24 protein-coding genes are annotated in these 26,375 nt (G+C 35.6%); 13 read left to right on the top strand and 11 right to left on the bottom strand.

The features are described 5' to 3' along the window. Nucleotides 1-42: 42 nt before the first annotated feature. Nucleotides 43-381, top strand: a complete 339-nt coding sequence (locus ACPF63_RS05750; RefSeq protein ID WP_426482343.1) for a hypothetical protein — start codon at nucleotides 43-45, stop codon at nucleotides 379-381. Between the two features lie 80 nt (nucleotides 382-461). On the opposite strand, the gene ACPF63_RS05745 is transcribed toward ACPF63_RS05750, so the two are convergent. The 6 genes from ACPF63_RS05745 to egtD form a co-directional block, all read right to left on the bottom strand. After that, complete coding sequence (locus ACPF63_RS05745; RefSeq protein WP_426482342.1) at nucleotides 462-2,369, bottom strand: amidohydrolase; 1,908 nt, start codon at nucleotides 2,367-2,369, stop codon at nucleotides 462-464. Between the two features lie 505 nt (nucleotides 2,370-2,874). Continuing rightward, nucleotides 2,875-4,032, bottom strand: a complete 1,158-nt coding sequence (locus tag ACPF63_RS05740) for a MalY/PatB family protein (protein ID WP_426482341.1) — start codon at nucleotides 4,030-4,032, stop codon at nucleotides 2,875-2,877. Nucleotides 4,033-4,043: 11 nt separating this feature from the next. Then, nucleotides 4,044-5,609, bottom strand: coding sequence for an ABC transporter permease/substrate-binding protein (locus ACPF63_RS05735; RefSeq protein WP_426482340.1), 1,566 nt, complete (start codon nucleotides 5,607-5,609; stop codon nucleotides 4,044-4,046). After that, a complete protein-coding gene (locus ACPF63_RS05730) occupies nucleotides 5,606-6,526 on the bottom strand; it encodes an ABC transporter ATP-binding protein (RefSeq protein ID WP_426482339.1) in 921 nt (306 codons plus the stop codon). Before ACPF63_RS05730 ends, ACPF63_RS05735 begins: the two co-directional genes overlap by 4 nt. 8 nt (nucleotides 6,527-6,534) lie before the next feature. Next, nucleotides 6,535-7,725, bottom strand: a complete 1,191-nt coding sequence (gene egtB, locus ACPF63_RS05725; RefSeq protein WP_426482338.1) for an ergothioneine biosynthesis protein EgtB — start codon at nucleotides 7,723-7,725, stop codon at nucleotides 6,535-6,537. Nucleotides 7,726-7,741: 16 nt separating this feature from the next. Beyond that, nucleotides 7,742-8,722 (bottom strand): L-histidine N(alpha)-methyltransferase, encoded by a 981-nt coding sequence (egtD, locus tag ACPF63_RS05720; RefSeq protein ID WP_426482337.1) that lies wholly within the window; start codon nucleotides 8,720-8,722, stop codon nucleotides 7,742-7,744. Between the two features lie 354 nt (nucleotides 8,723-9,076). Here egtD and ACPF63_RS05715 point away from each other — a divergent pair, with 354 nt between their 5' ends. The 4 genes from ACPF63_RS05715 (at nucleotide 9,077) to ACPF63_RS05700 (ending at nucleotide 13,341) form a co-directional block, all read left to right on the top strand. Then, the gene (locus ACPF63_RS05715) at nucleotides 9,077-11,470 is read left to right on the top strand and encodes a hypothetical protein (protein WP_426482336.1); all 2,394 of its coding nucleotides are present in this window, start codon (nucleotides 9,077-9,079) and stop codon (nucleotides 11,468-11,470) included. 413 nt (nucleotides 11,471-11,883) lie between these two features. Further along, nucleotides 11,884-12,156, top strand: a complete 273-nt coding sequence (locus tag ACPF63_RS05710) for a helix-turn-helix domain-containing protein (RefSeq protein ID WP_426482335.1) — start codon at nucleotides 11,884-11,886, stop codon at nucleotides 12,154-12,156. Between the two features lie 179 nt (nucleotides 12,157-12,335). Further along, a complete protein-coding gene (locus ACPF63_RS05705; RefSeq protein ID WP_426482334.1) occupies nucleotides 12,336-12,866 on the top strand; it encodes a serine hydrolase domain-containing protein in 531 nt (176 codons plus the stop codon). Beyond that, nucleotides 12,781-13,341: a serine hydrolase domain-containing protein gene (locus tag ACPF63_RS05700; RefSeq protein ID WP_426482333.1), complete on the top strand. Its 561-nt coding sequence runs from the start codon at nucleotides 12,781-12,783 to the stop codon at nucleotides 13,339-13,341. The genes ACPF63_RS05705 and ACPF63_RS05700 overlap by 86 nt, the downstream gene beginning before the upstream one ends. A gap of 68 nt (nucleotides 13,342-13,409) precedes the next feature. Here the strand turns inward: ACPF63_RS05700 and ACPF63_RS05695 are convergent, their stop codons facing one another. Together ACPF63_RS05695 and ACPF63_RS05690 are read right to left on the bottom strand one after the other, a co-directional pair. Beyond that, complete coding sequence (locus ACPF63_RS05695; RefSeq protein WP_426482332.1) at nucleotides 13,410-14,552, bottom strand: serine hydrolase domain-containing protein; 1,143 nt, start codon at nucleotides 14,550-14,552, stop codon at nucleotides 13,410-13,412. A gap of 236 nt (nucleotides 14,553-14,788) precedes the next feature. Continuing rightward, nucleotides 14,789-15,310, bottom strand: coding sequence for a hypothetical protein (locus ACPF63_RS05690; protein ID WP_426482331.1), 522 nt, complete (start codon nucleotides 15,308-15,310; stop codon nucleotides 14,789-14,791). Nucleotides 15,311-15,401: 91 nt separating this feature from the next. Here ACPF63_RS05690 and ACPF63_RS05685 point away from each other — a divergent pair, with 91 nt between their 5' ends. The 7 genes from ACPF63_RS05685 (at nucleotide 15,402) to ACPF63_RS05655 (ending at nucleotide 22,356) form a co-directional block, all read left to right on the top strand. Then, a complete protein-coding gene (locus tag ACPF63_RS05685; RefSeq protein WP_426482330.1) occupies nucleotides 15,402-15,623 on the top strand; it encodes a hypothetical protein in 222 nt (73 codons plus the stop codon). A 215-nt stretch (nucleotides 15,624-15,838) separates the two neighbouring features. Next, a complete protein-coding gene (locus ACPF63_RS05680; RefSeq protein ID WP_426482329.1) occupies nucleotides 15,839-16,759 on the top strand; it encodes a DUF6236 family protein in 921 nt (306 codons plus the stop codon). 262 nt (nucleotides 16,760-17,021) lie between these two features. After that, nucleotides 17,022-18,086: an ABC-three component system protein gene (locus tag ACPF63_RS05675; protein ID WP_426482328.1), complete on the top strand. Its 1,065-nt coding sequence runs from the start codon at nucleotides 17,022-17,024 to the stop codon at nucleotides 18,084-18,086. Next, nucleotides 18,079-18,552 (top strand): ABC-three component system middle component 2, encoded by a 474-nt coding sequence (locus tag ACPF63_RS05670; protein ID WP_426482327.1) that lies wholly within the window; start codon nucleotides 18,079-18,081, stop codon nucleotides 18,550-18,552. The genes ACPF63_RS05675 and ACPF63_RS05670 overlap by 8 nt, the downstream gene beginning before the upstream one ends. After that, on the top strand, nucleotides 18,549-20,351 hold the full coding sequence (locus ACPF63_RS05665) for an AAA family ATPase (RefSeq protein ID WP_426482326.1): 1,803 nt from the start codon (nucleotides 18,549-18,551) through the stop codon (nucleotides 20,349-20,351). Before ACPF63_RS05670 ends, ACPF63_RS05665 begins: the two co-directional genes overlap by 4 nt. Before the next feature lie 159 nt (nucleotides 20,352-20,510). Then, a complete protein-coding gene (locus ACPF63_RS05660; RefSeq protein ID WP_426482325.1) occupies nucleotides 20,511-21,191 on the top strand; it encodes a hypothetical protein in 681 nt (226 codons plus the stop codon). A 676-nt stretch (nucleotides 21,192-21,867) separates the two neighbouring features. Further along, nucleotides 21,868-22,356, top strand: a complete 489-nt coding sequence (locus ACPF63_RS05655; protein ID WP_426482324.1) for a GNAT family N-acetyltransferase — start codon at nucleotides 21,868-21,870, stop codon at nucleotides 22,354-22,356. A 22-nt stretch (nucleotides 22,357-22,378) separates the two neighbouring features. On the opposite strand, the gene ACPF63_RS05650 is transcribed toward ACPF63_RS05655, so the two are convergent. Then, entirely contained in the window at nucleotides 22,379-23,299 is a 921-nt protein-coding gene (locus ACPF63_RS05650) for a helix-turn-helix domain-containing protein (RefSeq protein WP_047388223.1), read from the bottom strand. Nucleotides 23,300-23,360: 61 nt separating this feature from the next. Continuing rightward, nucleotides 23,361-24,191 carry an SDR family NAD(P)-dependent oxidoreductase gene (locus tag ACPF63_RS05645; RefSeq protein ID WP_426482323.1) on the bottom strand — a complete coding sequence of 277 codons (831 nt, stop codon included), beginning with the start codon at nucleotides 24,189-24,191 and terminating at the stop codon, nucleotides 23,361-23,363. A 222-nt stretch (nucleotides 24,192-24,413) separates the two neighbouring features. On the opposite strand from ACPF63_RS05645, the gene ACPF63_RS05640 reads away from it, so the two are divergent. Further along, complete coding sequence (locus tag ACPF63_RS05640) at nucleotides 24,414-25,478, top strand: serine hydrolase domain-containing protein (RefSeq protein ID WP_426482322.1); 1,065 nt, start codon at nucleotides 24,414-24,416, stop codon at nucleotides 25,476-25,478. A gap of 4 nt (nucleotides 25,479-25,482) precedes the next feature. Here ACPF63_RS05640 and ACPF63_RS05635 read toward each other — a convergent pair whose 3' ends face one another. Then, nucleotides 25,483-26,349 (bottom strand): LysR family transcriptional regulator, encoded by an 867-nt coding sequence (locus ACPF63_RS05635; protein WP_426482321.1) that lies wholly within the window; start codon nucleotides 26,347-26,349, stop codon nucleotides 25,483-25,485. Between the last annotated feature and the right edge of the window lie 26 nt (nucleotides 26,350-26,375).

Raw genomic sequence — 26,375 nt, 5'->3', positions numbered from 1 at the left:
TTATTAAACAAAGATGATTCTACACTGATAAAGTAATTCAGCATGATCAGAAAAAACAAAATAACCAGACAAAAATTATTTGATGGCGATGAACAAGAATGTCTAAAAGAAATTTTTGAAATTGAAAATCAGAAAATCAAATGGATTGATTTTTACAACAGTCCGTTAAGAGATTTAAAAAAAGAAATAGATGGTGAAAGTTTCGATACCATCGTCAGAGAAAATGGATTTAATATAAGAAACAGTTTCATTGAAAAATACGTATCCGAAGAGGGATTAGAAATTCATTATCTGAAAAAGAATGAGATGATCTATCTGTTTTCATATGGAGAATTTCAACCCGGAAGGTATATGCTATTTTTAGAAGGCATTTATCATTAACCAAAATAAAATCAGAGCAGATGATTTCTGCTCTGATTGATATTTAATTAGCAACTATTTAATTTCTTCAGAACTTATTATTATTTGCCTGAAAAAATCATGTCTTTTTCGGTCTCTGTCTTTCTGTTCTGATCATAGGTATATACACATATACCGCCTACCCAGGTTTCCAATACCGGAATATCCCGCATTTTCATATATTGTAATGAAGGGGTATTTAGTGAAAGCGGGTTCTGTTCCAATATAACAAAATCAGCAAAATACCCATTATCTAACGATCCCACCCATTTGTCTGCATAACATTGCCATGCAGCATCATAAGTAACCGCAATCAAAGCCTGTTCAGGAGTAAGACGTTCCGCACCATTTAAAACTTCAATATCCTTTGGATTCTTTTCCATGATTCTGGTAATTGATTGTTCCATCATTCTCAAAGGACCTAACGGACTCACCTCATTATCACTGTGAAGGGTAATTCTCATTCCGGCAGCAAGCGTTGAACCGCAAAGATCGAGCATTTGCGCCTTTGCACCGAATATTACTTCCTTAAAAGCATATCCCCAGTACCCTACGTGTCCGATTAGGAAACTTGGTGAAACTCCCATTTGGAGCATATTGGTAATCTGATCTGCAGTAAGAAGTGAACAATGTTCTATACGGTTACGAAGTTCAGGCCCTTTATATTGAGCCAGAGTACGCTGATATGCATTAATGGCAAATGTTACTGCCTGATCACCATTGGCATGAACCATTAATGGCCAGCCTTTTACCGCTACCACAGAATTGATCAATGTATTATAGCTTGGCGGAATTGCATGGGCAGGAATACCAGTCTGCGGGAAATTAAATACCCCTGTATTATTGGCAGGATCACACAGGTATGGAGCACTCTGATATCCGGTTAATCCCTGGTTTGAGCCATCTGAAACCACTTTAATATGTCCGTAATACACAGGTTTATAGTGTTCCGGCTCTTTATAAGGTTCCAGTTTATCTACATCCTCCTGATTGGAACAAAGATGTGCCCCACCCGTTCTTACCACCTCAGGATGCGTCTCAAAATATTTGGTTAAAAGTGTTACCGAGCCCTTATTAAGCCCGGCATCATACATAAAAGTAACTCCTCTTGAATTGGCCGTGTGAAAAAGCTCGGTAAGATAACGGTTGATCTCTATGCTCATCGCAATGATCTGAAGTTTTATGGTCTTCAATGCCGGAGTCATCTGCAACCCTTCCTGCAGCTGGCCTTTCGTTTCACTAATATATTTGTCAACAGTTTTATACTCACTTTTTATATCCGGATTGTGATCAAATACATACTCTAATGCCTTCGTATTCAGATAAAGGGTATGCATTGAGGCGCTTAACAGCATCATAGGAGTATCATGATTAATCGTATCAAGGATGACATTATCAATCGTTATTAATTCTTTTTTACCATTTTTTTCCTTAAATGGCATTAATGATGGATCCAATCCTCTTCCTAAAATAACCGCTCCGGGAATTTTTGGAATGTGCCCGTTGATAATGGCCCCAACAGAAGTCAAATCGTATATTGCTTTTAAATTCTGTCCGTCAAAAGGACTCAGATCCAGCCAGCCGGTCATCATTGCCGTGGGAATCATATGAACATGGGGTTCTATCAGTCCGGGAAGTAAAGTTTGAGTGCCTGTCAATTCTTTTCTTTGAAATCCTGAATGTTTGTCATTCATATAGGTTTCTACCTGATCTGCTGTACCGGTGACAACAACTTTTCCATCAGCAAATCCAATGGCTTCAATGGTATCCGTTGATCCACCGATCATAGGCAGAATAGTACCTCCACTTACCATCAGTGTTTGAGGCTTTTCGTGGGTCGCTTTTCCGGAACCGGGATTAATTTTCGTCAGATTTTCTGCACTGAAAAGTTCTTCTTTAAGAACATCTAAAACAGGATTGTGGCAAGAGCAATGGGTGCAGCCATACGTGTGATTGTGTTGTTTTTCCATAAGAATGATTTGGTTTTAAGTGTATGGTTAAAGTTTATTTTCTCCGTATCTATTTTCAATAAAGCAGTGTCTTTAGCACACAGAAAGACAACCTTGTATCGGACAAGATTTATTGTATCATCAAAATAAAAAAGGATTTTTTTTAAGATATTATACTTAAATAAATATTTATGTATGAATAATTTTCATTTATTTACATGTATTAGTTTATTTTATAAAAATAACAAAAATATTCTTTCAACACACTTTTTTCACTCAATATTGAATATTTTTTTCTGTCTAAATTTTTAATTTACAGTACATTCTCATTTAATTCACACTTACTGTAGATATTTTTCAACACTTCATAATGCACTGCCACTCAAAACCATCATGTTCTAACAACTTGTAAACACAATTAAACCAATAGTCAGGTTGTCTAAATAAAGTAAGCGCCAATTTGTGAAAATTGGCGCTTACTTTTTATCTCATTAATTCCGGTTACCATTTTTCCTGGTTTACCGCTTTATACCATCAAAGCTTTTTTTAACCGTTCCAGACCTTCCGTCAGGAGCTGCCTTGGACAACCGATATTGATTCTCAGGAAACCTTCTCCATTTTTCCCGTACATTGTTCCGGAATTAAGCCAGACTTTACCCTCCATCAGAAGAATTTTTGACAATTCATCAGAAGTTTTACCAAATGAGCGGCAATCCAGCCAAACCAGATAGGTTGCTTCCAAAGGAATTACTTTGATGGCAGGCAGATGTTCACCGCAAAAATCTCTAAGAAATATAAAATTCTGATATAGATAGTCTTTAAGCTCACCCATCCATTCATTTCCTTTTGTATAGGCTGAAATCAAGGCTTCTATTGCAATTGGGTTTGGATAGCTGTTTTCCTGAAGCTCTAAAGTCTTACGGGTCTGTTCCAATATATTTTTGTCCCGGGAAATCAGGTACGATATTGGTAAACCTGAAAAATTAAAAGTCTTACATGGTGAACCGCAAGTCACCGATTGCAGCTCATCATTCTGAGCTACCGAAACAAACGGAATATGCCGCAGATTATTAAAAATCAAATCAGAATGAATTTCATCAGAAACCACCATCACATTATTCCGTGAACAAATCTCCGCTATTTTTTCCAAATCTTCTCTTGTCCAGACTTTTCCCACCGGATTATGTGGATTGCAGAACAACAAAAGTTTAGTTTTCGGATCAGAAGCTTTTTTTTCCAGATCATCAAAATCAATGGTGTAATCTCCTCCTTCATATTTCAAATCATTGCAGACTATATGACATCCATAATTTTCTAAAATGGTGAAAAAGTGATTGTAAACAGGAGTCTGCAAAATAATATTTTCATCAGGCTTCACAAACGTACGAACGATGGCCGAAAGCGATGGAAGGATCCCCGTTGCAGGTAAAAGCCAGTCTTTTTCTATGGTAAAATGATGATTTGTTTCCCACCAATCAATCACCGACTGATGAAAGTCTTTAGGAATTGTACCATATCCGAAAATACCATGAGAAACCTTCTCAGCGATAGCCTCAATCACTTCCGGAGCGGTTTTAAAGTCCATATCAGCAACCCACATCGGTAAAATATCTTCTCTTGCCCAATCCCATTTTACAGAATCGGTTCCTCTTCTTTCTATAATTTCGTCGAAATTGTATTTCATGTTTAGGGTCATTATTTTGAATCCAGATAATTTTTCAGGTCTGAAATATTTTTAATTTTAAGTTCATCAGCCTGTTTTTTCCGCATCATCAAAGCATAAGCATTATTAAAACCCAGTGGTTGCAGCCATTCAATCCCGTACTGTTTCTGGAATTCCAGATTGACATAGCCGAACGTTTTTTCCGGGCTTTTAGAAACTTCTTCTATCGTTTTTGCCGAAGGTTTCAGCAAAACCAAAAGTCCGGTTCCTGTATATTCGGGATAAAAATCAATGGCATCATTCACCAGAGCATCAAAACAGATTTTCGTTCCGCCAAGCCCTGTTTTCGTTTCCACTTTATAATCTGTGTAGCCTTCAATGAGCATTTTGTAAATTTCGGTAAGAATATATTGCTCACCAAAAATTTTTGAACCGATTTTTATGGTTTGGGAATTTCCTTTGCGTGGATTTTTATACAAATGTGTTTTTAATAAAAAATCTTTGGCGATTTTCTCAGGAGTCTGTTTGAGATAATCCGCTTTATAATTCAGATCTGTCATGATTGAATCATTGAATTTCCCAGCTAAAAGATTCAATGTTTTTTCCAGTTCAGGAAACTTTTTCAGAGTTTTTGTTTTGATTACCGGAGCAGCAAAATAAGGCGGGAAAATCTTCTTGTCATCCTCCAGAACATACAAATCAAAAGCTTTGATTCTGCCATCTGTGGAATATCCGCTGATGAGGTCCAGTTCTTTTTCGTAGGCTGCTTTGTACATAATGGCATCACTTACAACCAGCGGATGTGCATCAAACCCATACACCGAACGAAGTCCCAGATCCCCATCCTGCCGTCCCATAAACTCAGGCGTAAAGCCTGCTTTAAGCTTATGATCCGACACTGAAGTCAAAAGATAAATGATACCGATAATCACCAATACTACAGGAACAATATATTTTAATTTCTTTACGGACTGATAGCTTAATTTCTGCAAAACCGCAATGGTCTGATCTAAAAGAACAGCCAGTAACGCTGCAGGAATTGCTCCGGCCAGAATCATATTGGTATTATTGAGGGAAATTCCGCCAAAAATAAATTCACCCAAACCTCCCGCCGCCACAAATGAAGCTAAAGTTGCCACCCCAACATTGATGACTGCCGCAGTTCTGATGCCCGCAATAATGACAGGCATTGCCAAAGGAAGCTGAACTTTGAAAAGCAATTGTTTTCTATTCATCCCCATTGCTTTTGCGGCTTCAGTGACCGCCGGATCTACTTCCATGATTCCGGTATACGTATTTCTGATAATGGGTAAAAGTGCGTAGATCAGCAGAGCAACAATAGCCGGAGTTGCTCCGATCCCGAAAGCAGGGATCATAAATCCCAGCAAAGCAATGCTCGGAATAGTCTGTAAAATTCCTGCAATTCCCAAAACAGAACCTGATAATTTTCTTTTTCTAGCAATTAAGATTCCTAAAGGCACACCAATAATAATGGCCAGAAACAGAGACAAAAAAGTGAGTCCCAGGTGCTGTACAATCTGAGTAAGCAGTTTTTCATGCTGCTCTGTGACAAACTGCCAAAAACTTTGTTCACTCATACAGTCTGGAATTTTCGGTATTCATTAAAAGCTTTAATCAGATTTTCATAATCTCCGGAAAGCGAAGTATCTGCACTCAACTGCTGTAATGCATCCCATAAACCTATATTGTCTGAAAACTGAAGCTCTTCATAGAAACGATGACCATCAATCAAAGAAGTCATATCCTTCAATGTAGCCACTTTGTATTCCAGTAAAAGCCGGTTTTTGGCAAAGAAGTTTTTAACAAAATCATTTTGGGGCTGGTACAGCATTTCTTTTGGAGTTCCAGTCTGAATAATTTTTCCTTTATCCATCAGACAAATTTTATGACCTAAATCGAATGCCTCCTGAACATCGTGAGTAACCAGAATAATTGTTTTATTTTTAAGCTCTTCCAGTGATTTGAATTCTGTATGAATATCGCTTTTGGTAATATTATCCAATGCTCCAAACGGTTCATCCATCAACAAAACAGGTGAATCCGCAATCAAAGCACGGGCAATTCCCACTCTTTGTTGCTGGCCGCCGCTTAATTCGTTAGGAAAACGTGTAAGGATCTCTTCTGAAAGATGAAGCTTATGCAATAATTCACGGATTTTACCATCCGTCTTTTTTTTGTCCCATTTCAGTAAATCGGGAATGACTGCTATATTCTGTTGTATAGTATAATGGGGAAATAACCCGGAATGCTGCATGACAAAGCCAATTCCCATCCGTACCTCTTCCACTTTTTGGGACTGAATATTTTTACCGTCAATCAGAATAGTCCCGGAATCTACTTCAATGAGGCGGTTTATCATTTTCAGCATGGTTGTTTTTCCGCAGCCGCTTGTTCCTAAAAGCACCAAAATTTCCTTGTCATTGGCCTGAAAAGAAATAGCATCCACTGCTTTTTTTCCGTTAAAACTTTTTGAAACCGATTCAACTGTAATCATAGGTAAAATTATTGTGTAAGTCTGATTCCGGTAAACTGCCACTGTAAATGAGTCTGGAAAAAGTTCCGATAGGTATTTCTGCTGTGCCCGTGCGGAGTTGCTGCTGAAGCACCACGAAGCACCATTTGATTCACCATAAATTTCCCGTTATATTCTCCTACAGCTCCTGCTTCTTTTTTATATCCCGGATACGGAAGATAAGCAGAATTGGTCCACTCCCACCGTTTTCCCCATTCCAAATGCGCTGATGCCACTTCCCATTCAGCTTCAGTTGGCAAGCGTTTTCCTTTCCATGAAGCGAAAGCAGAAGCTTCGAAAAAACTGATATGGCAGACAGCTTCCTCTAAGTCAATTTCCTGTAGGCCGTTTAACGTATAATTCATCCATTTTCCATCAATATAATGCCAGTATAAAGGAGATTTTGCATTATTCTGTTTTACCCAATCCCAGCCTTCGGCATGCCAGTGTCTGAAATCTTCGTAACCGCCAGCTTCAATAAATTCTAAATATTCTTTATTAGTCACTAATTGGCTGCAAATCTTAAAATCATTCAGATATACTTTGTGTCTTCCGAGCTCATTATCAAAACAAAAACCTTCACCCTTAAACCCAATTTCATAAATTCCTTCTGGAAAACTTATCATTTCAAAATTTCCAGCAGTTTCTTTTTTTGAAGTATTTTCCTTTTTGTAAGCAGGAAATAAAGGATTGTGACCTAAAATATATTTGATGTCTGTCAGTAACAGTTCCTGGTGCTGCTGTTCGTGGTTTAAGCCCAATTCCAGTAAAGATTCCAGCGATTCTGTAAGATATCCGTTCTGAAGAAATTCATCCATCTTCTGATCTACATATTCACGGTATTTAAAAACATCTGAAACAGAAGGACGGCTCAGATTTCCCCTGTCGGTACGGATCACACGGGCACCGATGGTTTCGTAATAACTGTTGAACACAAAATTATACTGAGGATCAAAAACCTCATATCCCGGAAAATTGGGCTGTAAAATAAAGGTTTCAAAAAACCAGGTTGTGTGGCCTAAATGCCATTTCGGAGGACTCACATCTACGATAGGCTGAACTACGTAATCTTCAATTTCCAAAGGACTGCAGATCTCAACGGAATGATTCCGGATTTCGGAATATTTTTTTATCCAGTTTTTATGAGGATTTGCCTGTACAAGTAATGCATCTTTTTTCATAAAAAATCATTTTAAATTATACCATCCAGATAGAATCTACAAACCAGTTTTTAGTATCTCTAATTTCAACAAGAATATGAAACCCTGAGTCTCCAGCCAGTTTTTTGATATCCTGTTCCGAAAATTTCTGAGAAACCTCCATATCAATCAGCTCATCTTTTTTAAAATGAAACAAATGATTTCCCACATGTACTTCCTGATCATAAAGGCTCACCAAAAAACTTCTGCAGGCTCCTGAAATGGGGTCATAGTTTTGATAGTGTTGAAAATTTTCCACCTTGAAATCAGCTTTCAGTTCCCGGTTGATTCTGGTAAGAAGATTAAGATTGAACGAAGCGGTAATTCCCGCAGAATCGTTATAAGCGGCAAGAATGGTGTTTGGATTTTTCTTGAGGTCAAAACCTACGAGAAACAAATCTCCGGCATTCAGTTTTCTTTTCACTTCATTGCAGAAATGTCTGGCTTCCTCACTTTCCATGTTTCCGATATTCCCGCCTAAGAAAAGGACCACTTTTTTCCTTTTCGAAATACCGGTGGCTTTATCAAGCATATCGAAATACTCTCCTTCCAGGGGTAAGATTTCCAGTTCAGGAAGTTTTTTCTTCAGGTTTTCCTGCAAAACAGAAAGAATATTTCCCGAAATATCAATAGGCATATAGGTGAAATCTGTTCCTTTTTCTACTAAATTTTTGAGAAGGTAAGATGATTTCATCGCATCGCCTGCTCCCAATTCTATCAGATCAAAAGATTCATTGATATTGGAAATCGCTTTTGCTAGTTCTTCTGTTTTATTTTGAAATATGTCCAGCTCACAATTGGTAAGATAATATTCAGGCATGGCCATAATCTGCTGGAAGAGGTGGTCTCCTGTTTTGTCATAAAAATATTTTGAAGATAATTTTTTCGGATGAGCAGACAGACCTTTTAAGACATCCGCGCCGAAGTTATCGGAATAATCATTCTTAAGACGATAATTCTGTTTTACCTGCATATTCATAGTTTATATTTTGGTTTGGTTCTTCATTGAATACAACTATCTTGCCGACACCGGAATTACTTCCCGTCCTCTATAAGCTTCTCCAATTCATGTAATTAAAGATAGGTTTTATTTGCGGTTTTTATCCTACCACATCTTATGTTATTGATAAAATACTGAACAGTTGTAAAAGGGTTGTTATCATCAAACCGCTTTATCAGTACCGTTTTTCCGAAAAAATCCTTCTACAGATTTTACTGTTAAAAACCTATCCATCAAAATCTGAAAGAAATACGCCTGAAATTGGGTCAATATCAATTTCCGAATCCTTTAAATGATTACTTTAGCATAGAATTAAAATGCGCTGAGATTTTTATGAAAAATATATTCTGTGTATTGCTTATCTCAATGGTAACGCCTGTACTGGCACAAACCAAATTAGAAAAAGCAATTACCAATCTTGAGAATAATTACGAGCAGGAGAAAGTATACTTACTTACCGACAAATCCCAATATGCCGCTGGTGACAAAATCTGGTTCAAAAGTTTCGTATTTGATGGCTATAACCGTTCTGCATTATCTACTACCCTGTTTGTAGAATTGTACAATTCTGATAAAAAATTAATAGACTGGAAAACGGTACTTCTTACCAATGGGGAAGGCAGCGGAGATTTTCAGCTGAAAGAAGACCTTCCTGAACAGGTTTATTTTGTAAGAGCTTATACGCCTTACATGACTAATTTTAACGAAGATTTTCAGATTGTTAAAACACTTCCGGTTTACAACCCAAATTCCACAGAATCATTAGTGATTGCTAAAAGTTCTGATTGGTCTGCAAAAGTGTTTCCGGAAGGAGGAACTTTCATTAACGGGATGCCTACCAAATTTGCAGTAAGATTATCTGCCAGTTCTTTACCGGAAAACTGGACCGGAAAAATAATTGATGTACAAAATCCAAAAACTCCCGTCACTACATTTAAATCTTTTGATAAAAATGTTGCTTCCTTTACAATAACTCCGGCATCCGGAAAAAAATACCAGGCTGTTATCCAGGATAATGCAGGGAAAAGCCAGACAATAGATCTGCCACAAGCTGCAGACAGCGGTCTGAATGTAGAAGTTCACAGTTCTAAGGAAGGGATTAAATATACTTTAAAAGGCGTTAATCTGAAACAACAGCTGCAGGGTTATAAAATTGTAGGACTTATCAATAACCACCTTGCTTACAGAGCAAATATCAACCATTTAACCAATGAGGCATCAAGTCTTATTCCCACAAAAATCAGCAACGGAGCCAACGGTGTTTTGCAATTGGCAATTTTTGATGAGCAGGACAATCTTGTGGCCCAAAGACTTTGCTTTATAAAACCTGGTGATTTAAAGATTGAAAAAGCAGAAATCATAGCTCAGAGCTTAAAACAAACCCCAAGATCTTTCAACAGCATTGATCTTTCTCCGGAGTCTTATTTTAAAAATTATACGGTTGTAGTGAGTGAAGATGACGGCACCTCCACTCCGGAAGAAGAAAATATCCTTAGCGGACTTTGGCTAACGGGAGATTTTACTTCAAAAATAGACAGCCCGGCACAATATTTTTCCAAAAATGCCAATAGTGAAGCTTTGGACGCACTGCTTATTTCCGAAAACTGGAAGAGATTCGACTGGAATTCCGTACTCAGCGGAACTGCCCCTGTCATTAAAACCCAATCTCAGCAATATCTTTCTTACAGAGTAAAACCTATTAAAAACAATGCTCTGCTCATCAACTCTGATGTAAATTTAGTATTGCAATTAGGGAAAAATCAACCGGCCTTTAATCAATTTAAAACAGATCAAAACGGATATGTTTATTTAAATAACCTCAACAATGATGAACCTGTAAATGTTTCATTATTCGTCAATTCTGAAAATAAAGAATCAGGTACTGATAACTTATTCGTCACCGTAGAACCACTGGTGAATCCTTCAGAATTTAAAGGTAATTTCCCGGGCACAAAATATACACTGGTAAAAGCGGCTAAAAACAAAACCCTTCCTCCGGCAATTTCCAGAGCCATTAATACTCAAAAAAATTATAAAAAAACAGAGGGTAACGATATCCAGATTCAGGAAGTAGCATTGGTAGGAAAAAAGAAAGACCCAAAAGAAGAATTAGATAAGCAGCTCTCCACCGGAATGTTCAGTTCTGTAAATTCTACGGTCTTCGACTTCGTGAATGAAGACCAGCATGCTTCAGGATATACCAACATATTAGACTGGCTGCAGGGAAAAGCTGCCGGATTAACGTTTCAAAGAAATAATTCAGGTGTAAATGTACCCTATATCCGGGGCCAGCAGGCTAAGCTGTATTTAGATGAGGTACTTACTGATCCTACCATGATTTCAAACATGCCTGTTAATAATATTGCGATGGTAAAAATTATTAAAGGCTCAGGATTAATAGGTGATGCCGTAGCCATCTACACCATGAAAGGAAATATGAAGTCCAAAAGTAATGAAAAGGAAGCACCAAAGAACAACTCAGCCATCATCAAAGGATATGATAAGCCTTCAGAGTTTCCTATTGAAATGATAGATGATGACGCTCCGGAAAAAATTGAAAATGACACCAGAGAAACTCTTTACTGGAATCCGAATTTATTTGACAGCGATTATGTTCCACCAAGAATTAAATTCTTTAATAATGATAGTGCAAAACAATATAAAGTACTGATCATAAGTTTTGATGAAGATGACCATCTTCTTTATGATCAACAAATTTTGAAATGATAAAAAGAGGCTTTTTCAGCCTCTTTTTAGTTTTGAAGCAAGAGGCTGGAAGAAGGAGGTTATGATGGTTATAAAAATAACTGTTTGCCTTTTTTAAAGAATAATAACTCTAGTCTTTGTCACTGACTACAGAATCTTCTATTTCTGACGAGCAATTGTCATTGGCTACGCCGAATCTTCGATTTCTGACGAAGGAAGAATCTCTTTAAACTCTATGAGATTTTTCATTGCACTTCGTTTCATTCAGAATGACAGCATTGAAATCAGAAGTTTCACACCAACTATCTACTGCTACACCTTAAAATAACTTCTATCTTCCTGCCTCCCGCTCCCAGCCCTACCTTTCTAAAACGCAAAGGTAAAATCCAAACAAATTATTTATAAGGGAGCTACAAAGTCACTGATGAAGCTCTATGGATATGCATCCGCTTGAAATTCCCGTTCGTGAGTTGTCTGTTCTTATCAACCATCAGTTAGGACAGCATTTCTACGATTTCGTGAATACCTATCGTATCGAGTATGCGATGAATATTTTAAAAGACACCACAAAAAATAAAGTAACTATTCTGGAAATCCTATATAAAGTAGTTTTCAATTCAAAATCTTCATTCAATACTGCTTTTAAAAAGCATACAGGAAACACACTTATACAATATCGTAACCTACTACAAAACAACACCTTGTAATTACTCATACTTGCATCTTACATTATCCGAACGCATTTTTCCAGGCCAATGAGGCCGAATACTTTTATTCGGTCGCGTAGAGGTAAGCACTTCCACATCTTTGTATCGAAATCATTTTTAATCATTAAAATAATGATACAATGAAAACCTCATTTACCTTTTTAGCAGTACTATTACTGATGAGTACTTTTACTTTTGGACAGAACATTTCCCAAAAAATAGAATCAATTATCAAAGACAATTATCAGAAAAATCCGGACGTAGCAATCAGTGTGGGGTTTATCAGCAATGATGAAGAATATTATACGGCTTATGGAAAACTGAGCAAAGAAAGTCCTGTTGATATTAATAAGAATTCCATATTTGAAATTGCTTCTATTACTAAAATTCTGACGTCCAATTTAATTGCCCAGGCCGTTATTGAGAACAAGCTAAAACCAGAGGATTATATTGACAATTATCTGCCTAAAGGTTATATTCTACAGAAAAACCTCAAAAACAAAATCAAAATTTCAGATCTGGCTTCTCATCAATCCGGCCTGCCAGACATAGATTTTGCCAAATTAATAGAATTAAATCCGCAGCAGCCTGTAAGCAATGTTACAGAAAAAACCCTGACTTCCATTGTCAACAACTGCAGTGAACAAATACCGCTATTCTACGATTGGTTATACGCTGCTGGGACAGATACTGGAAAAGGCGTACGGTAAAAGCTATGATGAAGTAATTCGTGAAAAAATAATCACTCCTCTGCAGATGACCAACACCTTGACAAAGGATTTCAATGTAAGGAATATCACAGCAGGTTATAATCCCAATGGCGGTGTTCAGGAATTTTTCAAGTGGAACATTACCGCATCGGCAGGATTGGTAAAATCAAATGCTTCGGATATGCTCACGTATCTGAAAGCAGTTCTCACCAACGGAAATCCAGTATCTGAAGCCGCAATGCTCACTGAAAAGCTCTACTATAAGGATGAAAAAAGAGAAATGGGACTCGGCCTTACCATTAGTACTGATGATCAGAATACTATTTACCTGAAGTCCGGTGATTCTATGGGCCAATCTTCCATCATCTGCTACAACAGAGCAAAAAAATGGGGTATAATTATCCTTTTAAATCAAAGAAATTCTAAAATGAGACAAAACCTGCTGAATGAGATCTACGAGAAAGTCCTGAAATAAACCTCCTAAGCCATCATACAAAAATCCAGAAAACACTTTTCTGGATTTTTTCATTGTACTATTCTGCTTCAGTTTGCTTTTATTCTTTTTGCCCAGCTCTGATAGACAGGATACCAAACCCGATCTCCGTTGGACCCATTACAGAGAATCACAATACTGCTCTTTGTGGGCAAATGCATAAACAAGCCAGCACTCCAGCCTTCATTCTCTCCGGTATGTCCTACTGTTTCAAGCTCCTCATAATACATAAAACGATATCCAAGGCCACTCTTTCCTTTATCGGAAAATGGCAAAACAGATTTTTCCATCAATTGTACGGTTGATGGTTTCAACACTTTGTGCAGTTGGTTGGGCTCATAGTTTAATGACAATTCTGCAAAATGTGCCAGGTCCAACACTGTTGTCTGCAGTCCTGCGGCAGCCTGTTCTGTAAATATTCTGTTCTTTATAGGCTTACCCGAAGCATCATAAGCTGTTGCAGAATTTTTCATCATTTCTTCCGTCCATTCATAGGTAGTGTGATTCAATCCTAAAGGGTTGAAAACATTCTTTTTCATATAATCTGCAAATTTCTCCTTCGTTCTTTCTTCGAGCATAAGCTGTGCCAGTGTATAGCCGCCACCCGAGTACTCCCATTTTGTTCCCGGCTCACTGATCAAACGCACGCTTTCCCCATTTCTTTTGGTCTTTCCGGAAAGGGATTCTTCCAGACTCAACAATTTTGTTCCTTGTTCAGAACCTCCATACCCATGTACCGAAAGGCCTGCCGTATGGCTAAGAATACGCCTTAAGGTCACTTTTGATATATCATATTGGGAAGCAGGCAGTTTCCAGCGGGTCAGATAGTCATTTACAGGATCATTCAGGTTTACAAGCCCTTTTTCTGTGAGCTGCATGAATCCCCATGCAGATACCATTTTGGAAACAGAACCCACATTAAAAATAGTTTCTGTGGTTACCGGCTTCTGGTTTTCTTTATCAGCAAATCCTATACATTGTGTCCACACTATTTTTCCATTCTGAATCACAGCTATGGCTAACCCGGGAACATTGTTATTTCTGGCTGCTTCCAAACCTATCTTCTGAATTTCTGTATAGAGTGAATCTTTTTTCATCTTTTCAACTCCAACAGCGTGCTTAGTTCCCGAACAGGAAATCAGAAGTAAGGTAAAAGAAAAAACACTGATGTATTGTATTATTTTGCTGTTCATTTTCTTGTTTTTTTTACAATATTGACAACTTCAGGAATAATAGCATATGATTTTTACAAAGCCAGTTTTGATGCTTCCTTCACCTTTGTTGCGGTACTAAAAATACAAAGAATATCATCAGTATTATGCTCTGCTTCAGAAGTTTTCTGTTTTTCAGTTAAAAAACATCATAGTATGCTGGTGACCAATACCTGCAAACATAGTAGCTTCCCTCTTTCAGCTCGCGCTCCCCACTCCTACCTCCCTCTGCTTTGAAGAATAAGATGTGCAGCATCCAGCATTTTCAGCAGGTGGATATATGGGTTAACGAGATTTGTTTCCGGAAGCTTATCGTAGGCTCCCATTGAGAAATAAACAATCCCGGACATAAAATAATCAAACTCTTTGACGCTGTATTCTTTGAAAGCTTTTTTAAAGACCAGCAGAGGATTATGGTATTCTTTCTCCGAAAGCAGGACGAGAAATAATGAAGAAGGATTTTCCAACGGAAGATCTGCAACCCACTTCTTTCCTTCCAAATGGATGAGGTAACACGCACGCACAAACGACCGCACCGCCTGATGAAACTGAAAAACTACCGACGGATCTTCGTTGATCCAGCTATTGCGCTTTACGGCGTAATTCATAATGCTGTTTAACTTCTCTTTGGAGACTGCCAGTTCATTGAACCGGAAAAAGTTCTCCATCAGCTGTAACCCGGAGCGCTTCTTACCACCTTTCCAAAGCTGAGGTTCAAAATGTGTACTTGTCTTTTTCATGTTTGTATTTTTTTATAAATGTAATAAAAAATTGTAAACATTCGGACTTGAGTCCGAGATTTTTATAAGAATAAGTAATTTATTTGTTTCTATGACAGAAGCAAATAGAAAGATTGTTGAATTTATAAGGGATGAATGGGTTATCCCTTTGAACAATAACAGCAAATTTGCAGTAGATCATAATATTGATGAAAAGACTGTACGAAGAATAAAAGATGATGAAAATTATCAAATTGCTCTTCTTACAATCATGCGAATTTGCCATGCTAAGAACTTAACGCTTGCCAACTTCTTTAAGATGGTTGGAATATAGATGCAAAACAATATAATGAGTAGATCCTGACGAGAGTTGGGATTTTTTTATGCGGAAAATTTAAAGATATTTTTCTTTAAAATTTCCGTGAAAATACTGAATCAAAATTTTAAAGTGATTTTTATTTTTGTTGTTTACGGAAAGCCGTAAGAAAAAGAATTAATCAATTTATATATTTGGTGCTCAACTTTATTTGAAACTAAAAACCAAACTAAATGAAAAAAACTATTTTATATTATCCTACAATCAATATTCCAAATAATTCTTGGCTAAGAAATTCATTATTATATTGGGATGAAATAAGTTCAATTGTTCCCAAAAGTTGGGATGAAAAAATATTAGTAAAATTGTCAGATGATATAAAATACCTTTTAGATGAAAAAGAATTTAGACCAATAAAACCTGAAGATCTAATTACAAAAACTGATAATTGGATGCTTTCTGAACAATTTGCAACTGAATTTTTAGAAATTGCATCTTCGGAAAGTTTTAAAAATTTTATTGATATTCAGAACCATTTATTAAAATATACCAATAAGAAAACAGAATATCAATATTTAAAGATACACAATAACAAAGTTTCTGGTAATTTACAATATAAACTCGAAGAACTTGGCTTAGCTTATATAGATAAAAGTTATGAATGGATTTTCTTTGAAAAGCATACCGCCTATTTATATATGTCAATATTAGCTAAATATTTAGCTGAGATTGATAGTGAATATATCACAATTAGCACCGATACAAAAATCTATGAAAATTTCAATTTTAAGCAATCAATTTTTGAAAATAAATTACCCGTAATCTCTTGTAATTTTCATAACTTACTTCCTACACCAAACTTGTCTGTTCCCATAAAAGAAATTATTAAGTTTAAGAAAAAAAGAAAAGATAATTTAGAACATTTCAGGAAGTTGATAACTAACTTTGAAAGTAAACTATCCAAAGCTAAAACTAACCAAGAAATTAAAGAGGCAACAATACTTTTTCAAGACGAAATTAAAACTGGCGTTTCAGATTTAACAAGCGTTTTAGCAGATTCAAGAATAAAGCATACATTTAAATCTCTTAAATCATTAATAAGTATTAAATCAGGACCAGTCGTGCTGCTGCTGGTGAGATTGTTGAAACAGTAAGTCAATTAAATATTCCATTAGAGTTAAAAATTACTGGCTTAGGTATTTCTGGCATAATAAATCTTTCAACTGATTATATTGATTTTAGAAATGAAAAGCGTGTTAAGGTAAGAGAAAGTCCTTTTTCATATTTATATTATGCAAAAGAGAAATTCAATTTTAAATAAAAACTAAATTATTATTGAAAGAGGTAAACATAAAATATTCAAAATAGCAATTTAATTGATTTCATAGAATTATAAGTTTTATTATACATAATCACATGAGTACTGAAAAATTCACTTCTAAATTTGCCGTTAATTTTGGAGCCAATATTGTTCCTATTAAGAGGATAGAGATTTTCTCTCCTGAAGAATGGGAGGAATTCACATCTGAGTGGTTAGGGCTTAAAAAGAAATCATATTGTGAAATAGAAAGATTAGGAGGAGCAAATGATAAAGGACGAGATGTTGTTGCTTACATTACTAATAAGCATAACCCTAACTATTCTTGGGATTGTTATCAATGTAAACATTATGACAAACCTCTTTATCCAACCGATGTTTATGTAGAAATTGCTAAAATAATATATTATAGTTCAATTTTTGAATACCCAATTCCAAAAAATTATTATTTTGTTGCACCAAAAGGCTGTGGAACTAGTCTATCAAAATTATTACAAAATCCGACTGAATTTAAAAAGAGCTTGATTTCAAGTTGGAATACTCATTGTAAAGATAAAGTCTCAAAAAATCTTTCAATAGAATTGAAAGATAATTTCCTTAAATATTTGAATTCATTTGACTTCTCTATATTTAAAAAAATAAATATTAAGAATGTAATAGAGGAACATAGATTACATCCTAATCACATTATTCGTTTTGGTGGTGGTTTACCTGAACGTCCAAAATTAGATAAAGCAAGTATTTCAACGAAAGTTGAAAAATATGAAATAGTTTACACTAAACAACTTCTCTTATCTTATAGTTCGGAGGCAAATAAAAAGTTTATTACAGCTGACGATATTAATAGCATTGAACAATACTCACATCATTTTAACAGAAGCAGAATTAATTTTCACTATGCAGAACAACTGAGAAACTTTTATAGGGATAGTTTACCTACAAATACATTTGAAGATTTTCAGGAAGAAATTTATGATGGTATTATAGATATTGTTGAAGATTTTCATGATAATGCTTTAAAAAAAATAAAAGAAGTTGAAAAACAAGCATCGAATCTCCAAATTACTTCAAATCCAATAACAGCAGTTAGTGTTATAAGTGATAGAAAAGGTATATGCCATCAACTTGTCAATAACAAGAAAATTAAATGGATAGATGAATAATACAACACCTTTTAACAATCCAATTGAAATTGGATTACGTTCATTATGTATTTTAAATGAGATTTATCCTACTCAATTAAATGTTCAAAGTCTTATATATATAGATTACATAATTATACATTCTGGAGATTTTGATAGTTCAATGAAAAGTCTTCATGTACCAGTACCTTATAGAAAAAGTGAAATTTATATTAGGAGAAAACTAATACAGGATAGTTTAAATTTTTTTATAAAAAGGTCATTAATTGAAGTTAGCTATTCTACTGATGGAATTAGATATATTGCATCTGAGAAGTCATCACCATTTATTGAAAATCTATCAGAGAACTACACAAATGATTTGTTGCTAAGGATAAATTGGTTTATAGAAAAGTATAATTGTTTTAAGGAGAATGAACTAAAAAAACTCTTTGAAGATAAAGTAGATTTCATACATTCAGAATTTAATTTAGGTATTTTAAAATGAAAAAAGGGTTTATTTTTACAGAACTTCGTTTATGTGGTGACAATGTTCAGGATGCCATAATAAGATTTACAAAAGGGCTAAATGTAATTTCGGGTCCCTCTAACACAGGTAAGACTCTAATATTTGAATGCATAGATTACATGCTAGGCTCATCTGATAAACCTAAAAGTCCAGGAAAAGTAAAGCAATATTCTAAAATTTTTTTAGAATTGAAATCAGAAGAAGAATATTATACACTTGAAAGTGGCTTTACATCGACTTCTTTCAATCTTTATAAGTGTAAAATAAACGAAATACACAAATTTCCATATCCTGAAGTTTTAAAAAAGAAACATAACTCAAAATCATCTGATAATATTTCGCAATTCTTACTAAAGTTGAATAATATTTCAGATAAAAGAATAAGAAAAAATAAAAAAGGAAATGCTAATAATTTATCTTACCGGAATCTAATAAAGTTTTCACTAATTGATGAGGCAAGAATAATGACCAAAAATTCTCCAATTTATACACATTATATGCATATGACTGAAGAATCAAATGTATTTAAGTATATAATAACAGGAAAAGATGATAGTAGTGTTTCTGTAAAATTAAGTTCTGATGAGATTGCGAGAAGAAAAGGAAAAATAGAAATTCTTAAAAATATAATCGTTGAAGCAGACTATTTAAATTTAGAAGGATACAAGCTTGAAGAAATTAATGAGCAGTTATCAAAAATTGAAAAATCCTTAAAAGAACATCAGCAAAAGTTTGATAATATCAGAATAGCATATCTAGATATAGAAGACAAATACAAAACTAAAAGCATTGAACTAATAGAAAGACAGGGAGCCCTACAAGAAATTACTGAATTATTTAAAAGGTCTAGTGTTTTGGAAAAACAATATTTTAGTGACATTGATAGATTGAAATCTACGATAGAAGCCAGTTCGTTTTTATCTAATTCAACTACTCATTCTTGTCCTGTATGTCATAATGAGATTGATGAAAAAATTGACGAGATATCATTAAATGCAATTGAAATCGCTTGTGAAAATGAAATTAACAAAATTCATTCTTTATTAAACGAGCTAAGTTCTTCAAGAGCTATAATTATAAATGAAAAGGAAAGCCTTCAAAGTTCAACGAATTTATTGGGTGAAGAAACTAATTCGTTAAAACAAGAGTTAAGTGTAGGAATAGGTGTAGAATTAAATGAAATTATTGAAATTATATCAAGACTGAGTAATAAAAAAAGTCAATTATTAGGTATTAAGGATAATTTAGAAAAATCTGTTAGTTACGAAAATACAATTTCATCTTTAGAAGAATCTTTACCGAATGATATTACAAAAGATGATATAGACACAATAACAGAAAGTAATATTACCCCCTTATGTAAAAAAATGACTGAAATATTAAAGGGAATTAATATTAAAAAGAATGTTTCATTTAATATCAAGGCTCTCGAATTTGAGATTGAAGGTGAATTAAGAAATGTGTTTGGAAAAGGTTACAGAGCGATATATTATGCCGTTTTTATTACAGCATTACAAGAGTTATTATTAAATAAAGATTATGCTATTGGAGTTCCTGTTTTGGATTCCCCTTTAGTTACTTATAGAAAACCAGATAGTGAAGGAGAAGGAATTGATGAAGATTTAGCAATGAATTTCTACAGGTATATTGCTAAAAGTAATATTGAACAATTTATAATAATTGAAAATGAAGAACCTCCATCTGATATAAAGGAAATCATAAATCATATAAAATTCTCTGGATTAAAAGGGAAAGGCAGATTTGGATTTATACCTTAATTTTAACTTACTTATTGATCAGATAAATTTACTATATTCTCCAAAGTCTCCCGACTTTGGAGATTCTATTTTAAACAAAAACTTTATATATCAACATTGAAGAGAGTTACCTATATTTGAAACTTAACGGAAATCGTAGAACACCCCAACACTTACCATATGAAAACAAAACTTAGCTATCTGTTTATTCTGTTATATGCTCTTGTAAGTGGTCAGGAAAAATCTATCATTAATGACCTGAAGTTTTCTAACTATTTCGGGCATCCCAAAACCATCACAGAGATCATCACTTATTCACCGGAGAACATCTATAAAAACATTTCCTATTATGACAAAGAGGGGTTTCTGACAAAAGTAGAATATTACAATGCTATCGGAAGCGGATCTTCTCATGAAAGGTCTATCAATAAAATCATTACCTACAATTCAAAGGATAAAGCCAAACGCTATTTTGAAGCCTTTAATCCTGGAAATAAGAAGATAGAAACTACAGGCTATTTTGAAAAAGTTTCGGATTCTCTATACAAAAGAGTTTCAAATGATTCTGTTCACAATATATCGCTGAGCAAGTTGTTTTATTTCGACAAAAATAATCGTCTTATAAAAACAGAAGAAATCGGAAATTTCTTTGAAACCCCAGTTAACAGCACTATTTTCTACACCTACATCAATGAAATGAGAAGTGAAACCCTTCTTGAAGATGCCACTAAGCAAAAAAAATCTAAGCTCATTTATAAGAATGTAAAACTTGATCCGCAAGCCAATTCCATTTATGAAGAATTAGTAGATGATCAGGGAGCAATACAACAAAAAATAGAAAGAGTATTTGAATATTATTAACCAGATTGGTTCACCGCTTTCATAAACCTCTTACCCCCCTTAAAAATTAATCGGCAACACTTACTCAAGTGTCTGGAACCACTTACAGAAATAGCTTCAGCTTCTTCCTTAGTCGTTCTGACCACTTAAAGAACTGTCTACTGACACTTAGATAAGTGTATATTGACAATGATATAAGTATGTCCTGAAACCTACAAACTACCTCCAAACTGTTATCTAAGGGGCTCTACCCACTTATCATACCCTCTCCAGAGACTTCCGAACTGCCTCTATCCCCTTGAGTAAGTGGCTCTACCCTGTTAAGTAAGGGGGTATAGGGGGTTGTACAAGGGGGTAAAGGGTGTTACATAAGGGGCTCGAGACCCTTATCATACTGCCTCGAGGGACTTCTGAAGGGGGTAAAAGGATAAAGCTTACTTGTTACAACCTGATTTCCTGCTTTTTGAGATAAAACCGAAAACATCTGTGAAAATCTGTGAGATCTGCGGTAAAATAAAACCACAAAAGTCACAAAAGCTTTAAACACTTAAGTGATCTTTAGAGAATATTGTTGCGCAGAATAGTACACATAAGTTTTTTAAAATCTTAGATTTTTTATCAGATTTAAAGATTAGACGACTATATAGAAAGCCTAAATAAGTTCTATATTTGAAAATCAACCAACACACCATTCCAAATGAAAAACAATGCCAATGAAATACAACTCAGGCCGACCGTAGTGGCTGATCTGGATGTTCTTTTTGAATTTCAGCTTGATCATGAAGCTAGACATCTCGCAGCCTTTACTTCAAAAGATTCCACCGATAAAGAAGCTTATCTGGCCAAATATACCAGATTGCTGGCTGATCCTACCATTAACAACCAGACGATTATCGCCGGTAATGAGATCGCCGGAAGCATTGCCAGGTTCATCATGGAAGGTGATGCAGAAATCACCTATTGGATTGATAAGCCTTTCTGGGGAAAAGGGGTTGCCACCACAGCACTGAAAGATTTTCTTACCCTTGAAACCACCAGACCTATTTTCGGACGTGTTGCTTTTGACAATCTGGGTTCACAGAAAGTACTGGAAAACTGTGGTTTTGTAAAAACCGGTACAGATAAAGGCTTTGCCAATGAGAGACAAACCGAGATTGAGGAGTTTATTTACAGACTTGACCGTTAATGCAGCCTATGTACCGCAAAGGTTAATTGAAAGACTTCCTGAATTCTAATGGAGAAAGTTTGGTTTTGGTTTTAAATAAACTACTGAATGACTGGGAATGCTCAAACCCCAGTGCATACGCCACTTCACTTACAGACAGATTGGTGGTGGAAAGCATTTCTTTGGCCTGGCTGATCAGTTTGTCATGAATATGCTGCTGGGTACTCTGCCCCGTTAAGGAACGCAGCATATCACTTAAATAGCTGGGTGAAAGATGGAGGTTTTCTGCAAAATAACTTACCGTAGGTATTCCTTTATTAAGAGACATTTCATCTTTAAAATATCCATCCAGCAAATCTTCAAATTTTTGCAGAAGAGTGCTGCTGGTTGCTTTACGGGTGATAAACTGGCGCTTATAAAAACGGTTGGCATAGTTCAGAAGCAGTTCTATCTGAGAGATCATTACATCATGGCTGAAGTCGTCAATACGGCTGTTGAGTTCAGATTCAATAAAATTGAAAATAGAAAGTACCGTATTTTTTTCTTCTTCAGAAAGATGCAGGGTTTCTTTTGTGGAATAGGAGAAAAAACCATATTGCCTGATCTTCCTGGCGATGGGATATCCTAAAAAGAAATCAGGATGAATAAGCAGAGAATATTGTGAGCACACCGTATCACTGTTCCCGTTCCCTCCTATCACCTGGCCGGGTGCTGCAAAGAGCAGTCCGCCCTCATTAAAATCGTAGTAGCCCTGTCCGTATTCTATTCTGCCTTCCAGTTTGGGTTTATAGGAGATCTTATAGAAACTCAGAACATGTTTTTGAGACAATTTATCAGTAGCGACCAGATTATGTGCCCCATTCATTAAGCTAATGAGAGGATGCTTCGGTTTTGGCAGTCCGAAAAACTGGCTGGCATCTGATAACGATTCAAATTTGAATGGAGTTTGATCTGTCTTTTTCATAAATGGTATTTTAAAGGTACGAAAAACCGGCTATAATTTTATAACCGGTTGTTACAGTTTATTATGATCCCTGCGCGGCACTGGAAACTTCATCCCAGGCTTCCCAAAGATTGATTCTTTCTGCATATACAGACTTCACCAAAGGAAGGTTATGGCTTCCCAGATGAAAACGCAACGGCGGATTTTCAGCATCTACCATTTTGAAGAGCGCTTCTGGTGTCGCTGTAGGATCTCCTTTCTCATAAGACTGAATGGTCTTTATAAATTCTGTCTTAAAGTCATTGTACACCTCCATATTCTGGGAAAATTTCAAGGAATCCTGACTTCCGAATTCTGTAGCATAGGCCCCAGGTTCTATAATAGTCACTTTGATCCCGAATTGTTTGATCTCTTCCGCAAGACTCTCATGGATGGCTTCAAAAGCCCATTTGGAAGAACTGTAATACCCAATGACAGGCAATGTAACGTGTCCGAGATTGCTTGATGTCCCCAGAATATGCCCGTATCCCTGTTCTCTCATGATAGGCAACGCTGCCTGAATGACACTTACAGGACCTAAAATATTGGTTTCATATAAAGCACGGATTTCATCTGCACCCGCCTCTTCTATGGTTCCTACCAGCGAATATCCGGCATTATTCAGTACAATATCCAGTTTTCCGAAATGCTGATGGGCTTTATGTACAGCTTCTTTTACCTGTTCAGGATGGGTAACATCCAGTGTTAAAGTAAGTACATTATCACCGTATTTCTCCTTAAAATCGGCGATGCTTTCCACTTTCCTTGCAGTAGCTACCACTTTGTCACCACGTTCCAACGCTGCTTCAGTCCAGATGCGTCCGAACCCTCTTGATGCTCCGGTAATAAACCAGATTCTATTTTGCTGTATCATAATTTTAAATGTTTTATTGACAAAGCAAAATTATAAAGCCTGTTTCCTGAAATTGTAGTCTAATCGCAGAGCTTTGTAGGCGAATTGAGGATCTTTAATTTTTAAACCAAAACATAAGAGCTTTAAATACTTAAGTAAGTTTTGGAGGACAGAAACATCATACTATGTAATATTCTTACCCATAAGGTTGTTTTATGAATGACTAACCCACAAAGACTCATCATGAATATTAAAATTACATTACTGCTTCTTCTTATTTCCAATTATTTTTTTTCACAAACCATCAACCCGGAAAAATTAGATCATTATTTCAGTTATATTGAAAAGAATAATGTGGGAGTGGGCAGTTTATCTATTTTTAAAAATGGTAAAGAGGTTTATTCTAAAAATTTCGGACAAAAAAATATCCCGGACTTAACTTATAATAAGAATACTAAATATCAGGTAGGCTCTGTTACGAAAATGATTACAGCCGTTTTAATTTTCAGGTTAATTGAAAAAAACAAACTGAATCTCAATACTCAACTTTCAGAGTTTTATCCGGAGATTCCCAATTCTGATAAAATGACCATTAAAAATTTATTGGAACATACCAGCGGGCTGGGAAGCTATGTGGTGAAAGATGGAGAAGTATGGGTTACCGGAAAAGTAAAGGACAAAGAGATAATGGATTTGATCATCAAACAGGGAAAGAGTTTTGAGCCCGGTGAAAAAGTGGCCTACTCTAACTCTGCTTATTATCTTTTAACGAAAATTCTCGAAAGAAAATATGAGAAATCGTTTTACAAGATCGTTCAATCAGAAATTATAAAACCTCTCCAATTAAAAAATTTAATACCTTTCAAAGCCAATCAAAAAAACATATTCCCACCTTTTCGTTATGAAAACAATTCCTGGAGTATGTTGAAAGAGGAAATAGACTTTCTAAATGTAACCGGCGTGGGTGATATCTCTTCAACACCTTATGATCTGAATATTTTCATCAACAGTTTATTCCATAATGTCATTCTGAAAAAAGAAACACTGAAACTGATGGAACCTGTATTGGGAAAGGAAAATTGGGGAAGAGGAATGGCAATCTGGGACTTTAATGGCATTACATTTTACGGCCATGGCGGCGATACCCTAGGATCACACGCTATTCTCATCTATAATAAAGAGGCAGATCTCTCCATCGCTTATAATACCAATGGAGAACGGATTAAAAAGGAGGATTTCATAAAAAATGTAGTTAATCTGCTCTATAACAAAGAAATTACGCTTCCTGAAATCAAAAACAAATTGTAATAGATCATAATAATTGCGCATGCATATCAATAAAGCACTGCAAAGCTTTGGACTGCGGTCCGTCTTTTCTGAAAACAAGAATGGTATTCATGGTTCCCAGCTGCTTATTGAGGCCATAGGTCTTAATGTTTCTTCCTGCGTAATATTTGGAGACAATTTCTTCCGGCAGTATGCTGATTCCCAAACCAGCTTCTACGAAATTAATCACACCCTCAATAGAATTCAGGGTGGTACTTTTATAATTCAGAATTCCTTTATGGCTAAGCCACGATTCTAATCTTTCCCTGAAAATACAGCCCTCATCAAATACGATGATCTTCAAGGGTTCGTTCGCAATCAGGGTTTGCAGATTCGGACCTTTTGATGAGGTAAGAATGACAAGCTGCTCTTCTTTAATACAGATCTTTTCCAGTCCTTTGGCATTTACGGGAGCGGAAACGAAAGCAGCATCAAGCCTGTAATCCAGAACTCCGGAAAGTACGGCATCTCTTGTATCAGATTTAAACTCTAGCTCGATACCGGGATATTTTTCGTCAAAAGTATTGAGGATCTCGGGTACTTTCAAAGCCATTGTTGTTTCTATACAGCCTATTTTCAGACATCCTCTTATATTTTCACCGCTCAGAATATTGTTCTTTGCTTCTTCCACCAAATGCTGAATCTGTTTAGAATACTGCATCAGGATCATCCCTTCAGAAGTAAGCTCTACTTTCCTGGATGTACGTGAAAAAAGCTTAGTATCAAACTCATCTTCAAGACTTTTTATTCTTGCCGTAACATTCGACTGAACCGTAAACATCGTGGAAGCGGCTTTGGTAAAACTTCCACTTTCTGCAACGGCTTCAAATATTTTCAAATCGTTTATATTCATTTCAACTAATCATTAAAAGTGATTAT

The organism is Chryseobacterium sp. R2ACT005 (assembly GCF_049949215.1).
In the GTDB taxonomy this organism is placed as follows: Bacteria; Bacteroidota; Bacteroidia; order Flavobacteriales; family Weeksellaceae; genus Chryseobacterium.
Note: the sequence above shows the minus strand (reverse complement) of the source record. Positions and strands in the feature narration are given on the sequence as shown.